The organism is Pseudomonas sp. Bc-h (assembly GCF_002080045.1).
In the GTDB taxonomy this organism is placed as follows: Bacteria; Pseudomonadota; Gammaproteobacteria; order Pseudomonadales; family Pseudomonadaceae; genus Aquipseudomonas.
Window position 1 is genome coordinate 212562 of sequence record NZ_MUIN01000009.1, and the last position, 13037, is coordinate 225598.

Annotated in this window: 11 protein-coding genes; 5 read left to right on the plus strand and 6 right to left on the minus strand. The window is 61.4% G+C overall.

Annotation, left to right across the window (positions count from 1 at the left end; translation table 11 throughout):
* Positions 1-33: 33 nt before the first annotated feature.
* Both BWR59_RS17585 and BWR59_RS32425 read right to left on the minus strand, forming a co-directional pair.
* Complete coding sequence (locus BWR59_RS17585) at positions 34-447, minus strand: hypothetical protein (protein WP_081566910.1); 414 nt, start codon at positions 445-447, stop codon at positions 34-36.
* A gap of 10 nt (positions 448-457) precedes the next feature.
* The gene (locus BWR59_RS32425; RefSeq protein WP_168184494.1) at positions 458-730 is read right to left on the minus strand and encodes a hypothetical protein; all 273 of its coding nucleotides are present in this window, start codon (positions 728-730) and stop codon (positions 458-460) included.
* Here BWR59_RS32425 and BWR59_RS17590 point away from each other — a divergent pair.
* The 5 genes from BWR59_RS17590 to BWR59_RS17605 all read left to right on the plus strand — a co-directional run bounded on the left by BWR59_RS17590 (position 666) and on the right by BWR59_RS17605 (position 7960).
* The gene (locus tag BWR59_RS17590) at positions 666-3908 is read left to right on the plus strand and encodes an efflux RND transporter permease subunit (RefSeq protein WP_081566911.1); all 3243 of its coding nucleotides are present in this window, start codon (positions 666-668) and stop codon (positions 3906-3908) included. The two genes, BWR59_RS32425 and BWR59_RS17590, sit on opposite strands and share 65 nt — an antisense overlap.
* Complete coding sequence (locus tag BWR59_RS17595; protein WP_081566912.1) at positions 3898-5064, plus strand: efflux RND transporter periplasmic adaptor subunit; 1167 nt, start codon at positions 3898-3900, stop codon at positions 5062-5064. The genes BWR59_RS17590 and BWR59_RS17595 overlap by 11 nt, the downstream gene beginning before the upstream one ends.
* The gene (locus BWR59_RS17600) at positions 5048-6460 is read left to right on the plus strand and encodes an efflux transporter outer membrane subunit (protein ID WP_081566913.1); all 1413 of its coding nucleotides are present in this window, start codon (positions 5048-5050) and stop codon (positions 6458-6460) included. Before BWR59_RS17595 ends, BWR59_RS17600 begins: the two co-directional genes overlap by 17 nt.
* Before the next feature lie 340 nt (positions 6461-6800).
* Positions 6801-6974: a type VI secretion system tube protein Hcp gene (locus tag BWR59_RS32045; protein WP_143490858.1), complete on the plus strand. Its 174-nt coding sequence runs from the start codon at positions 6801-6803 to the stop codon at positions 6972-6974.
* Between the two features lie 8 nt (positions 6975-6982).
* Complete coding sequence (locus tag BWR59_RS17605; RefSeq protein WP_081566914.1) at positions 6983-7960, plus strand: hypothetical protein; 978 nt, start codon at positions 6983-6985, stop codon at positions 7958-7960.
* A 519-nt stretch (positions 7961-8479) separates the two neighbouring features.
* On the opposite strand, the gene BWR59_RS17615 is transcribed toward BWR59_RS17605, so the two are convergent.
* The 4 genes from BWR59_RS17615 to BWR59_RS17630 all read right to left on the minus strand — a co-directional run bounded on the left by BWR59_RS17615 (position 8480) and on the right by BWR59_RS17630 (position 13012).
* Positions 8480-9325 carry an amidohydrolase family protein gene (locus BWR59_RS17615; protein ID WP_081566916.1) on the minus strand — a complete coding sequence of 282 codons (846 nt, stop codon included), beginning with the start codon at positions 9323-9325 and terminating at the stop codon, positions 8480-8482.
* A gap of 54 nt (positions 9326-9379) precedes the next feature.
* Positions 9380-10669, minus strand: a complete 1290-nt coding sequence (locus BWR59_RS17620; protein WP_081566917.1) for an MFS transporter — start codon at positions 10667-10669, stop codon at positions 9380-9382.
* Between the two features lie 72 nt (positions 10670-10741).
* The gene (locus tag BWR59_RS17625) at positions 10742-11473 is read right to left on the minus strand and encodes a GntR family transcriptional regulator (RefSeq protein ID WP_081566918.1); all 732 of its coding nucleotides are present in this window, start codon (positions 11471-11473) and stop codon (positions 10742-10744) included.
* 252 nt (positions 11474-11725) lie between these two features.
* The gene (locus tag BWR59_RS17630) at positions 11726-13012 is read right to left on the minus strand and encodes an MSMEG_0569 family flavin-dependent oxidoreductase (RefSeq protein WP_081566919.1); all 1287 of its coding nucleotides are present in this window, start codon (positions 13010-13012) and stop codon (positions 11726-11728) included.
* Positions 13013-13037: the final 25 nt, after the last annotated feature.

The window sequence follows — 13037 nt, forward strand, 5'->3', positions numbered from 1 at the left end:
CCAGACCTCAACGCAGGACGTATCCGTCTCTGTTCACCCCGGCATGCAGGTGAAATCCTTGCTATGCCCGATCTGGTGCCCCTGCGAATCCTCAAGCTTGACGCTGTACTCATCGCCCAGACTCGACTCCACCAGCTTGTAATGCTCGCCGGCCTTGAACTGGCTGAACTGGATACCCGCCTCGCAGTTCATCTGGTCGTCGTTGTTGCCGGCGCCTTCGACGATGAGGTTCACGTCGAGTTTGTGCGCGCCGGGTTTGACGTCGAAGTAGCGGCCGTCGTTGAGGCGCTTGCCGTCCACGTCCTCGGCCATCAATACGCCAGAAGGTTCTTCCTGCAGGCCGATCCAGGCCTCGGTCGGGTCAGCCTTGGGCATCGGCCCGGCGCACGCCGACAGCACCGCAACGACACTCAACAGGGGAACAAGCAACAACGATCTGGCTTTCATGGCGCACACCTCAGGCAGTGAAAAAGGAAGTGAAAAGAAGCCTTACAGACAGGCTGGACTTCGACGCGGCAAGGCTGCGCGCCGCCCCGATGAACAACAAATGAATCCCCCATGAAAGCTCTTTGTGCGCCGGAGTAACGATTTGTTCATCTGGCTGAAAGCTGCCTGTTAGGCGCTCGCACCAAGACTGCGCTGATTCGAAATGGGAGGTTTGCGGCATGCTCGGGCTGGTCAAGACTGCATTGCTAAAGCCGTACACGTTCATCGTGTTGGCGATATTCATCTGTATTGTCGGGCCCATGGCGGCCCTCAAAACGCCTACCGACGTCTTCCCCGACATCGGCATTCCGGTCGTCGCCGTGGTCTGGCAGTACGCCGGGCTTTCACCGGACGCCATGGCCGGTCGCGTCATCTACACCTACGAGCGCTCGCTCAGCACCACGGTCAACGACATCGAGCACATCGAATCGCAGTCGTTACCGGGCATGGGCATCGTCAAGATTTTCTTCCAGCCGGGCGTCGACATCCGCACCGCCAACGCGCAGGTGACAGCGGTTTCACAAACCGTGCTCAAACAGATGCCCGCCGGGATCACCCCGCCGCTGATCCTCAATTACAGCGCTTCGACCGTGCCTATCCTGCAAATGGCGTTCTCCAGCCCCACGCTGTCCGAAGCGCGGATTCGTGATCTGGTGCAGAACAGCATTCGCCTGCCCCTCAGCGCCGTGCCGGGCCTGGCGATGCCGACACCCATGGGCGGCAAGCAACGGCAGATCACCCTCGACCTCGACCCCCAGGCGCTGGCGGCCAAGGGCCTGTCGGCACAGGACGTCGGCAACGCGCTGGCCGCTGGCAACCAGATCATTCCGGTGGGCACGGCGAAGATGGGCAGCGATGAATACACGGTGCTGCTGAACAACAGCCCCAAAGCCATCGACGAACTCAACGACCTGCCGATCAAGACCGTCAACGGCGCGCTGATCACCATCGGCCAGGTGGCTCACGTGCGTGACGGCTCGCCGCCGCAGACCAACATCGTGCGGGTCGACGGCCGGCGTGCGGTGCTGATGCCTGCGTTGAAGAACGGCAATATTTCTACACTGTCGATCGTTGATGACATCCGCAACATGCTGCCGCTGATCAACGAAACCTTGCCACCCGCGCTGAAGACCTCACTGCTGGGTGACGCTTCCGTGTTCGTGAAAGAGTCGGTGGGCAGCGTGGCTCGCGAAGGCATCATCGCCGCGCTGCTGACCAGCGTGATGATCCTGCTATTCCTTGGCAGCTGGCGCTCGACCGTGATCATCGCCGCATCGATCCCGCTGGCTGTGTTGTCGGCCATTGCCCTGCTTTCGGTCACCGGGCAAACGCTTAACGTCATGACCCTCGGAGGTCTGGCGCTGGCCGTGGGGATTCTGGTGGATGACGCCACGGTGACCATCGAGAACATCAACTGGCACCTGGAACAGGGCAAGGCGGTCAAGGACGCGATCATGGACGGCGCGCGGCAGATCGTCGGCCCGGCGTTCGTCTCGCTGCTGTGCATCTGCATCGTGTTCGTGCCGATGTTCATGCTGCAAGGCATCGCCGGTTACCTGTTCCGGCCAATGGCGCTGGCGGTGATCTTCGCCATGGGCAGCTCGTTCCTGCTGTCGCGCACGCTGGTGCCGACCCTGGCGATGTTCCTGCTCAAGCCGCACGTGCTGGAAAGCGGCCCCGGCCATCACCCGGAAGACGCGTTCATCAATCACCACGAGGGCGACCAGCATGGCCGTCAGCGCAATGTTGTCCTGCGCGGCGCGCTGCGGTTTCAGCAGGGATTCGAGCGACGCTTCTCGGCGATTCGCGACGTCTATCACGGCCTGTTGGGGCTGGCACTGAAACGCCGCAAAGCCTTCCTTCTGGGTTTCCTGGCCTGCGTGCTGGCGAGCTTCGCGCTGTTGCCGAGCCTGGGTGAAGACTTCTTCCCGGCCACCGACGCCGGAGCCCTGTCGATGCATGTGCGCTTGCCGCTGGGCACGCGTATCGAGGAAAGCGCCGCCGCCTTCGACCGCATCGAACAGCGCATTCGCGAGATCATTCCGGCCAACGAGCTGGACACCGTGATCGACAACATCGGCATCCCGCTCAGCGGCATCGACATGGCCTACAGCAGCAGCGGCACCATCGGCCCGCAGGATGGCGATATTCAGGTTACGCTCAAAGCCGATCACGCGCCGACCGCCGATTACGTCAAGCGTCTGCGCGAAGCCCTGCCGCAAAGCTTCCCCGGCAGCCAGTTCGCGTTCATGCCAGCGGACATCAGCAGCCAGATCCTCAACTTCGGCGCCCCCGCCCCGCTGGATCTGAAAATCTCCGGCCCCAACGGCGACGCCAACCGCGCTTATGCACTGGAACTGCAACGCCGTCTGCAGCACGTGCCCGGCATCGCTGACCTGCGCATTCAGCAGTCCACCGGCTATCCGTCACTGCAAGTGGACGTCGATCGCCTGCGGGCCAAACAACTGGGGATCACCGAAAAAGACGTGACCACCAGCCTCGGCGCCTCGCTGGCCGGGACCTCGCAGGTGGCGCCAACCTACTGGCTGAACCCGAAAAACGGCGTGTCGTATTCGGTGGTCGCAGCGACCCCGCAGTACCGCCTGGACAGCCTGCCGACGCTGGAAGCCTTGCCGATCACCGGTAGCGCCGGCCAGTCGCAGATTCTCGGCGGTCTGGCGACGATCAAGCGCGTCGACAGCCCCGCGGTCGTCACCCACTACAACATCCAGCCGACCCTGGACCTGTTTGCCAACGTGCAGGGACGTGATCTGGGTGGGGTCGCCAAAGACGTGCAGAAAGTCATCGACGACATGGCACATCTGCGGCCCAAAGGCGCGACGGTCAGCCTGCACGGCCAGATCGACGCCCTGCATGAAGCCTTCAGTGGTCTGAGTCTCGGACTGCTGGGCGCGGTGGTGCTGATCTACCTGCTGATCGTGGTCAACTTCCAGTCCTGGATCGACCCGTTTGTGATCATCACTGCCCTGCCCGCCGCGCTCGCCGGGATCGTCTGGATGCTGTTCCTCAGCGGCACGTCACTGTCGGTTCCGGCATTGACCGGGGCGATCCTGTGCATGGGCGTCGCTACCGCCAACTCGATTCTGGTGGTGAGCTTCTGCCGCGAGCGTCTGGCCGAACATGGCGACGCGTTACTCGCTGCACTGGAAGCCGGGTACACGCGCTTTCGTCCGGTGTGCATGACCGCCCTGGCGATGATCATCGGCATGTTGCCCCTGGCGATTTCCCAGGAGCAGAACGCCCCGCTCGGCCGTGCGGTAATCGGCGGGTTGATTCTTGCCACCACCGCCACGCTGCTATTCGTGCCGGTGGTCTTCAGCCTCGTGCATCGTCATTCGCAACCCAAATCAGCTGCCACCCAGGCAAACGCTACTGATGGAGAAACACCCCATGTCGTCTGAAAACGCCCCTTCGCGCAAACGCCTGATGCTGATCGGCGTCGGCGGTCTGACCCTGGCGGCGCTGTTGGTCGCCAACGGGCTGGCCGCACGTACCCGCCATGAACACGCCGTCGCGGCCTGGACCGAAACCCAGTCGGTGCCGGTGGTGACCGTGGTCTCGCCTTCGCAGAATGCCCAAGGCGATACCCTGCAACTGCCTGCTCGACTGGAAGCCTGGAGCACGGCGTCGATCAACGCCCGGGTCAGCGGCTACCTGAAAGACTGGAGCGCGGACATTGGCAAACAGGTCCAGGCCGGTCAGGTGCTGGCGCAGATCGACAGCCCCGAACTGGATCAGCAACTGGCGCAGACCCGCGCCCATCTCGCCCAGCAACAAGCCACCGCGCGCATCGCCGAAACCACTGCCGCGCGCTGGCAACACCTGCTGGCCACGCATTCAGTGTCGCAACAGGAAGTCGACGAAAAGGCCTCTGCCGCTACGGCTGCGAAGGCCGACATGGAGGCCGCTGCCGCCGATTATCAACGCCTGTCGGACCTCGCTGCCTACAAGACCATTCGCGCGCCGTTCAGCGGCACCATCACCGCGCGCAACACCGACATCGGCCAATTGATCAAGGCCGACGATGGCGGCGGCACACCGTTGTTCAGCATGGCGGACACTCACCGCCTGCGGTTGTACGTGCCGGTTCCGCAAAACTATGCCAGCGTGATTCGCCCCGGCATGCAGGTTCAGCTCAGCGTGCCCGAGCATCCCGGACAGACCTACAAGGCAACGCTGATGGGCGATTCCACGGCGGTCGATCCGCGCTCCGGCACGCTGCTCGCGCAGTTCGTGGCTGACAACCCCGATGGCGCGCTGTTACCCGGCGATTACGCCGACGCGACCTTGCCGATTGCCGCCGGCAGCCACGGCATGAGCATCCCCGCCAGCGCACTGATTTTCCGCGCCAAGGGCACGCAGGTGGCGACCATGGACAGCGGCGGTCATGTGCATCTGCGCAACATCCACATCGCCATGGATCTAGGGGACCGGCTGGTGATCGATCAAGGGCTTCAGGCCTCCGACAAGGTGATCGACAACCCGCCCGATGCCCTGCGCGAAAACGACGCCGTGCAACTGGCCGACGCCGGAGGTGAGCATGCGCCCAAGGCTTGAAGGTCTGGCCCTGATCATCGCGATGACGCTGCAGGGTTGCTCGCTGGCGCCGACCTATCATGTGCCGCAAGTCTCGCTTCCCGAGCATTACAAGGAAGCCGCCAGCGGCTGGCACCCCGCGCAACCCGCCGATCGATTGCAGGCCCAGTGGTGGGAGGTGTTTCAGGACAGGCAACTCAATGACCTGCAACAGCAGCTGCTCAAGGCCAACCCCGATCTGGCGGCCGCACTGGCCCATTACAATGCGTCCCAGGCCTATGCCAGCCAGCTGCATGCCGGGCTATTTGCGCAGGTCAACGCCAGCGTCGCACCGTTGCGCCAGCGTCAGTCGGATCGCAGGCCCTTGCGCGGTGACACCCAGCCATCGATCTACAACAGCGATACGGCCGGTTTCAGCCTGAGCTTCGACCCGGACCTGTGGGGCAAGATCCGCAATCAGGTGGCCGCCGGTGACGCACAGGCCCAAGCCTCCGCCGACGACCTGGCGGTGGCGCGCCTGAGCCTGCAACGCCAGTTGGCCACCCTTTACGTGCAAGCCCGAGGGCTGGACGCCCAGAGCCGGATTCTCAAGACCTCGCTGGACGACTACACCCAGGCCCTGCAACTGACTCGCGACCGCTACGAAGGCAAGATCGCCTCGGAACTGGACCTGACCCGCGCCCAGAGCCAGCTGGCCGAAGCCCAGGCGCAACTCGATGACGTGAAGGCCCAGAGCAACCTCAGCGAACACGCCATCGCTGAACTGGTCGGCGTCTTGCCCAGCGACTTTGCGCTCGCCCATGACGCCGACCCGCTGGAACTTCCCCAGATCCCGCAAACCCTGCCCGGCAGCCTGTTGCAGCAACGTCCGGACATCGCCGCGGCAGAGCGACGGGTGTTCGCCGCCAACGCCAACATTGGCGTGGCGAAGGCTGCGTGGTACCCGGATTTCAGCCTGACCGGCCTGCTTGGCGGGCAGACTCAGGGCAGCGGCAATCTTCTTGCCGCCGCCAACCGTTACTGGGCGCTGGGGCCGCTGGTGAACCTGCCGATCTTCGACGGCGGGCGGCGCAGCGCCAACGAACGCCAGGCCAAGGCCGAGTTCGAAGAAGCCGCCGCGCAGTACCACAGCCAGGTGCTAAAGGCCGTGCGCGAGGTTGAGGACAATTTGGGGCAGCTGCGGGACTTGCAGCAGGAGTCGCAGGATCAACAGGCCGCGGTCGATGCCGCGCAAAGCGCCGAACGCATGGCGATGAGCAGTTATGAGGCCGGGGCAGTCAATTATCTGGACGTGGTCACCGCCCAGACCACGGCCTTGCAGGCACAACGCCGATTGCAGGTGGTCGACACCAGCCGCTTGCAGGCCAGTGTCGGATTGTCGGTGGCGTTGGGTGGAGGGTGGAAATCCGGCAGTTGATAAGCCCTGATTTCCAGTCACGCGTACATCCTTGTGGGAGACGCCGGAGGTCACGACGGCAGCGATAGGGTTCATCCGGCAGCGAATAGGTTGCCGATCCGCCGCTTCGCCCGAATCGCGGCCCGTACCATCGGGACCTCCAGCGTCTCTCACAGAAATCGCGAAGTTGCAGGACTTAGCACATCCCCTCAGAAATCTAGGTGCGGTGTCTGTAGGAAAACTAACTGTCGAGATCAAAAATATCCTACGTCCTGCGACGCCTCAGGCAGCTGCGCAACGCCTTGCTTTACCAGAACACTCCAGTACCGAACCGTTTCGGTAAGGACACTGGAGAAAAAATATGGCGTCAGACGCATTCATCAAAACCGACGGGGTCAGTGGCGAGGCCCTGGCTTACAAACACAAGACCTGGATCGAAATCGACGGCTATCAGTTCGGCAGTCATCAACGTACGGCCGCCACGGCAAGTTCCACAGGTGGCTGGGACCAAATCGGCTACAAGAAATACGCCTGAGGAATCCCATGGCCACTCCCTACAGCTTCATCAACCCGCGAATGCAAACCTACCAGGGCCTGAAATCCAGCGTTTCACTCGCCGGTAAATCCCTGGCCAAGTTCGACACCCTCAACGCGCATATCCGCGACAGCGTGGTGCTCGCCGGCGAACTGGTCATCATTGGCGACTACTCGACCAAATCGTGCACCGCTCAAGAGGCCTACCTGATGAGAAAGGCCACTGAAGTGCACCACATGCTGCTTATCAACGGCATGGAAGGCGACAGTTACGTCCTCGATAACTACGACTTCCTGCAGGACATCCTCGACAGAACCTCGATAGCGACCGGCGTCGCTTCCGATGGCTGGAGCCGACACCTTAGAAATATCGAAAGCAGCCTGCAAGACATCAAAGCGTTGTACAAAACCCACCTCTCTTCAGGGAAGCTCGAGAACAAGGACATATTCTTCCAAAAACGCGCACTGCTCGAAGCCAACATCCAGAAGCAACTGAACAGCTACGCCAGCACCGGCTCGGGACTGGGTCGAAACACCCGCATCAAGGACATGTTGGGCCTGTCGACCAAGAGCTATTCGAAGCAACGCGAAATCGCCCGTTACGCCGACACCGTTGCTGGCGTGGCGAAAGCGGCAACTATCGTTAAACGAGGTGGATACATCGGCGTCGCGCTTGATGTGGCGTCAACTTCGCTTGAAATCAGAGAAGCTTGCCTTGCCGGGGATGAGCGACAGTGCAGGAAGGCGCGGTATGTGGAGGGAGGGAAGTTGATCGGAAGTTTGGGTGGCGGTGCTGTCGCCGGCTACTACGGTGCAACTACTTTGGAGAGCGCGTGCGTGGTGATCATGGGCGCAGCCACTAGAGGGCTTGGAGCTTCAGTATGTCTTGCATTGGGTGGCGCAATAATGAGTTGGGCGGGTAGCGAGGTTGGCTCAAATCGTGGAGAAGCGCTCGGTGAAATAATGTATGAGAGTCTTTATGACTAGATCGGTGATAGAGAAAGTCGTGACACTGGTGGTAATGTTACCCCTTCCGATGATTGTAATCTGGACAGGTGTCACATCTCATATTCTGTCGAATAGACTGCAGCAGATATTTGAGAACAGTCTGATCATACGTCAAAATCGCGACCTGCATAGGAGGCTTGGAGTCGCTGGGGAGATTATCATATGCGGGCATGTCTGCCTTGTTTGTTTGATGCCCAGGTTATATATCTGGAGAGGGGTAGCGCTGCGTAGCGAAATAGAGGCGCTACCCAAAAACCTCAAAATGTGGCTGTATCCACCCTTCATTGCGTCCTTTGTTTGGTGCTCCGCTTTGTTAATCAGCGGTTTGATTTTTTAGGCAAGTGAAACGCTATGCGCCGCCGTGTCCTTAATAAGAAAAATCCTTGTGTAAGGGAGCTTGCTGGCGAAGGCTTCGGCACTGCCAATGCAGATGTATGTAATCTACCGAAGTCTTCGCAAGCTCCTTACCCAGAACCGATGTTCAGTCTGGATAAAATCTCAGGCCTCAACCATCGCAAAATCGAACAACACCTGGGGCGCTTCGATCAGCAGTGAGCGCATGACCTGCGGCGGACATTCCAGTGCCTGTAGTTGCTCGACCACCGAGCCGTAACTCACCCGACCTTCATGCTGGGTATGGGGCCAGTCGCTGCCCCACACCAGACGTTGCGCGCCGAAACTCTGCACCAGCAGCGGCAAAGCGGCGCGGGCGAAGTCGAGGTTTTCCTGTTCGCTGCCCTCCAGCCGATAAATGCCCGACACCTTCATCCACAACCGACCGCTCAGGCCCAGTTCCAGCATCTCGCGAAAACCCGGTTGATCCAGCCCCAGTCGTGCGTCCGGTCGACCGAAATGATCGATCACCAGCTTCACGCCGAACGGCATCAACGCCCGGATCAAATCCGGGATGTCAGCGACATGGCGGTGCAGTTCCACATGCCAGTCCAGCTCGGCGATGTGATGAAACAGCGTTTTCCACTGTGGCTCGGAAAAGTCTGGCAGCGCCTTGCCCATCAGGTTCAGGCGAATGCCCACCACGCCCAGACGATCCATCTCGTCGAGCTCGGTGCGGCTGATAGCGCGATCGACCACCACCACGCCGCGCAACTGCCCGGGCGCCTGGCGCAAGGCGTCGAGCAGGTAGCGGTTGTCGGTGCCCAGAAAGCTCGGTTGCACCAGCACGCCGTGGCTCAGGCCATGGGCCTGCAAGTGCCTGCAATACATTGCCAGCGTGGCGTCGTAATCCGGTGAATAGCGTCTTGCCGATGTCAGATCCAGCTCCCTGCTGAATACGTGTGCGTGGCCGTCGATGCCAAGAATCGACGCGGGAAAGGTATCGGACATGGATCTCATCTATCGAAAAATGCGCGATGCGAAGGGCACCGCGCAGGAAAGGCATCAGGCACTCGCGGTCTCGTTGCGACCGGTCGAACCCTGCGCGGCGGCGGCGCTGGCTTCCAGGCTGCGACCACGGGTTTCCGGCAGGCACAACGCGGCGATCACGGCAACGCCGTAAGCAATGCCGGCGTCGATGCCGATGGCCGAACCCAGCGACATGGATTCGCTCATGTGACCGACCAGAAACGGGAACACCGAGGACAGCACGCGGCCGAAGTTGTAGCAGAAGCCCACCCCTGCCCCGCGCACATCAGCCGGGTACAACTCGTTGAACAAGGCGCCGAGGCTGGCCGGGATACCGGCGGCGAAGAAGCCCAGCGGGAAGCCGAGAAACAGCATCTGGGTGTTGGTCAGCGGCAGGAACACGTAGCACTGCACGGTGATCACGCAGCACAAGGCGAACAGCACGATGTTCATGCGCCGGCCGATGCGGTCGATCAGGAACCCACTGGCCACGCAACCACACCAGAAGGCGAAGATGATGACTGCCAGGTAGCCACCGGAGTTGAGTACCGACAGGTTGCGTTCGGTTTTAAGGAAGGTCGGCAGCCAGGTCATGACCGCGTGGTAACCGCCGTGGGCGCCCAGACCAAGCAAGCCGCCGAGCAGGGTTACGCGGATCAGTTCGGGGCGGAAAATACCGGCCAGCGACTTGAAGAAACTCTGCGGGATGGCTTTGTCTTTCTGCAGACGCTGGAAGCTGTCCGGCTCTTCGACGTTGCGGCGCACCCAGATGATCAGCAGCGATGGCAGCAGGCCGACCAGGAACATCACGCGCCATGCCATGTCTTGCGGCACGAAGGAGTAAATGAGGGCAAACACGCCCACCGCGAGGCCCCAGCCCACGGCCCATGCGCTCTGCACGGTGCCCATGACCTTGCCACGGTATTTCGGGTTGATGGTTTCAGCCATCAGCACCGCGCCCGCAGCCCACTCGCCGCCGATGCCGAAGCCTTGCAGCGCCTTGACCACCAGCAGTGAGCTGAAGCCGGTGACGAACGCGGACAGGAAGGTGAAGAACGAGAACCAGAGGATCATCCATTGCAGCGTGCGCACCCGACCGTAGCGGTCAGACAGCGTGCCGCCGACCCACCCGCCCAGCGCCGAGGTGATCAGGGTCACGCCGCTGATCAGGCCGGCATCGCCCTTGCTCAGGGCAAACGCGGCGATCAGGGCCGGAATGGCCAGACCGAACATCTGGACTTCAAGGGCGTCCAGCGACCATCCGCCGAAGCAGGCCCAGAACGTCTTGCGCTCCCGAGGTGTCACCTGGCGATACCAATTGAACATGGTTCTTGTCCTTATATGTGTGTGAAGCGGCAGTTATCGAGCCCGCTCTAAGTGGCAGGATTCGTCGTTGCGTCAGCGGATGTCGACGCTGTAGCGGAAGTGGCTGGCATGCCCGCGAGAGCGGCGCCATTCCAGTGGTTGACCGGCGTAGTTGCGGGCCAGACGCTCGATCACCACCACCGGGCTGTTGGCCGGGACCTGTAGCAGGCGCGCATGCACTTCGCTGATGGCCTCGGCGGTCAGGGTCTCTTCGGCGTAGGCCACGACCTGCCCGCACAGCTCTTCATAAATGGGATAAAGCAGCGGGCCCTGCTTGCTCAGGTCGATTTCCAGCAGCGTCTGAAACTGCACCTGCGGCAGCCAGATTTCCTCGGCGAGCACAGGTTGTGCATCCAGCAGACGCAGACGGATCATGCGAATCACTGGAGCGTCCAGTGGCAGACCCAGAGCGTGGGAAACGGCAGACGGCGCGCTGACCGGCTCGATCGACAGAATGCGGCTCTCGGGCACCTGACGCTCGCCGGAAACGCTTTGAAAGCGGAAAAAGCGGAACAGGGAAGACTGAAACTGCGGGCGACGAATGAACGTGCCACGGCCCTGTTGCCGTTCGAGGATATTCTCGCTGACCAACATGTCGATGGCTTTGCGTACAGTGCCGGTGGACAGGCAGTACTCGCTGGACAATGCGGCTTCGGTGGGAATCGCTTCGCCCGGACGCCAGCGGTTATTGGCGATCTGCTCAGCCAATTGATCACGCAGACGTTGGTAAAGCGGCAGACGGACATCACTGGATAGACGGTTCATAGGTCGCTTCGCTGTTGTAGTTATATATTCATCTATATGAATCTGAGCGAAGTATTGTCCCGTTACAATTTGTCGTCAAGGGTGGACGATGCGGTTGCCTGATGAGCGGTGCTGCTGCGAATGATTTCAAATCGACGTAAATCCTGTGGGAGGGAGCGCAGCTCGCGAGTCATTGGACCAGTCACCGCAGTGACATCTGCTCCACCGTCATCGCGAGCTGCGCTCCCTTCCACAGGTTATGCGGCGCAAAACTCAGCGGCTTGCGACCTTGCGCTCAGCCACCGCCCCGACAATATGCTCCACCACATATTGCGCATCCTGCGCCACGCCGGAGAACCGCCCCGAGCCCCAGGTGTAGAGCCAAGGCAGCCCGAGAAAATACAGCCCCGCTTGCGCCGTGACCCCGCGCTCATGGCCCGGATGACCACGACCGTTGAACACCGGCGCTTCGACCCAGGTGAAGTCCGGTGTGAAACCGATGCACCAGATGATGCTGGTGATGCCCTGCTCCACCAGATTCAACTCGCCGCGTTCCTCGGAAGGCGTCCACACCGGCTCGTAACGTTCGCCCGCAGGCGCGTCGATGCCCTGCTCGGCGATGTATTTGTCGATGGAGCCGTTGATCCGGTTATAGACCGCATCGGCGCTGTCCAGGCTGGCGCTCAGGTTGCTCGCGAACTGCAACGTTTGGCCCTGCAACCCTTCCAGGCGGCCGAACAACTCCATGCCCTCCAAAGCGAATTTGCGCAGGTCGATGTCCCGCCCGCCATCGCGCCCGGTCACGTAATGGTTAGTGTTGTCGCGCACACCCTCACGCAGCGGATGGGTGTCGACACCGATCCGGTAATAGCCCATTTGCGCGAGCCAGTCGACCACGTCCTTGCCGCGATAGAAGCGTGCACAACGGGGCGCATCGCCTACAGCCAGAAACACTTTGCGCCCCGCCAGATGCAAGTCTTCGGCGATCTGCGCACCGGACTGCCCGGAACCGACGACCAGCACATTGCCCTCTGGCAGCGCCTGAGGATTGCGGTACTGCTCGGAATGAATCTGGGTGATCCCGGCCGGCAGACGCTCGGCCAGGCGCGGAATGATCGGCGTGTGATAACCGCCCGACGCGCAGATCACCTGATCGGCGGTGAAGTCGCCTTGAGAGGTGTGTACCTCGAAGCCGCCTGCCGCACGGGGTACCACGCGCCTGACCGCCACGCCTTCACGCACCGGTGCGTTGACGGCTTTGACGAAGCCTGCGAGGTAGTCGTTGATTTCGTCTTTTTTCATGAAGCCGTGAGGGTCCTGGCCACCGTGCTCTTCGCTATAGCGATAGCCCGGCAGCGCGCACTGCCAGTTCGGCGTGACCAGGCTGAACGCGTCCCACCGCTGGTTGCGCCAGGTGTGGGTCAGGCTGTGTTTTTCCAGCACCAGATGATCGACGCCCTGCTGTTGCAGGTAATAGCTGGCGGACAAACCCGCCTGGCCGCCGCCGACGATGATGACGCTGTGGTGAGGTGCTTTGATGGAAGTGATCGAGCTGGTCATGATGGAGGCTCCGCCGTTGAATATG

Coding starts and splice junctions, on each gene's coding strand:
- BWR59_RS17585 (WP_081566910.1), bottom strand. CDS start 447: ATGAAAGCCAGATCGTTGTTGCTTGTTCCCCTGTTGAGTGTCGTTGCG.
- BWR59_RS17590 (WP_081566911.1), top strand. CDS start 666: ATGCTCGGGCTGGTCAAGACTGCATTGCTAAAGCCGTACACGTTCATC.
- BWR59_RS32425 (WP_168184494.1), bottom strand. CDS start 730: ATGAATATCGCCAACACGATGAACGTGTACGGCTTTAGCAATGCAGTC.
- BWR59_RS17595 (WP_081566912.1), top strand. CDS start 3,898: ATGTCGTCTGAAAACGCCCCTTCGCGCAAACGCCTGATGCTGATCGGC.
- BWR59_RS17600 (WP_081566913.1), top strand. CDS start 5,048: ATGCGCCCAAGGCTTGAAGGTCTGGCCCTGATCATCGCGATGACGCTG.
- BWR59_RS32045 (WP_143490858.1), top strand. CDS start 6,801: ATGGCGTCAGACGCATTCATCAAAACCGACGGGGTCAGTGGCGAGGCC.
- BWR59_RS17605 (WP_081566914.1), top strand. CDS start 6,983: ATGGCCACTCCCTACAGCTTCATCAACCCGCGAATGCAAACCTACCAG.
- BWR59_RS17615 (WP_081566916.1), bottom strand. CDS start 9,325: ATGTCCGATACCTTTCCCGCGTCGATTCTTGGCATCGACGGCCACGCA.
- BWR59_RS17620 (WP_081566917.1), bottom strand. CDS start 10,669: ATGTTCAATTGGTATCGCCAGGTGACACCTCGGGAGCGCAAGACGTTC.
- BWR59_RS17625 (WP_081566918.1), bottom strand. CDS start 11,473: ATGAACCGTCTATCCAGTGATGTCCGTCTGCCGCTTTACCAACGTCTG.
- BWR59_RS17630 (WP_081566919.1), bottom strand. CDS start 13,012: ATGACCAGCTCGATCACTTCCATCAAAGCACCTCACCACAGCGTCATC.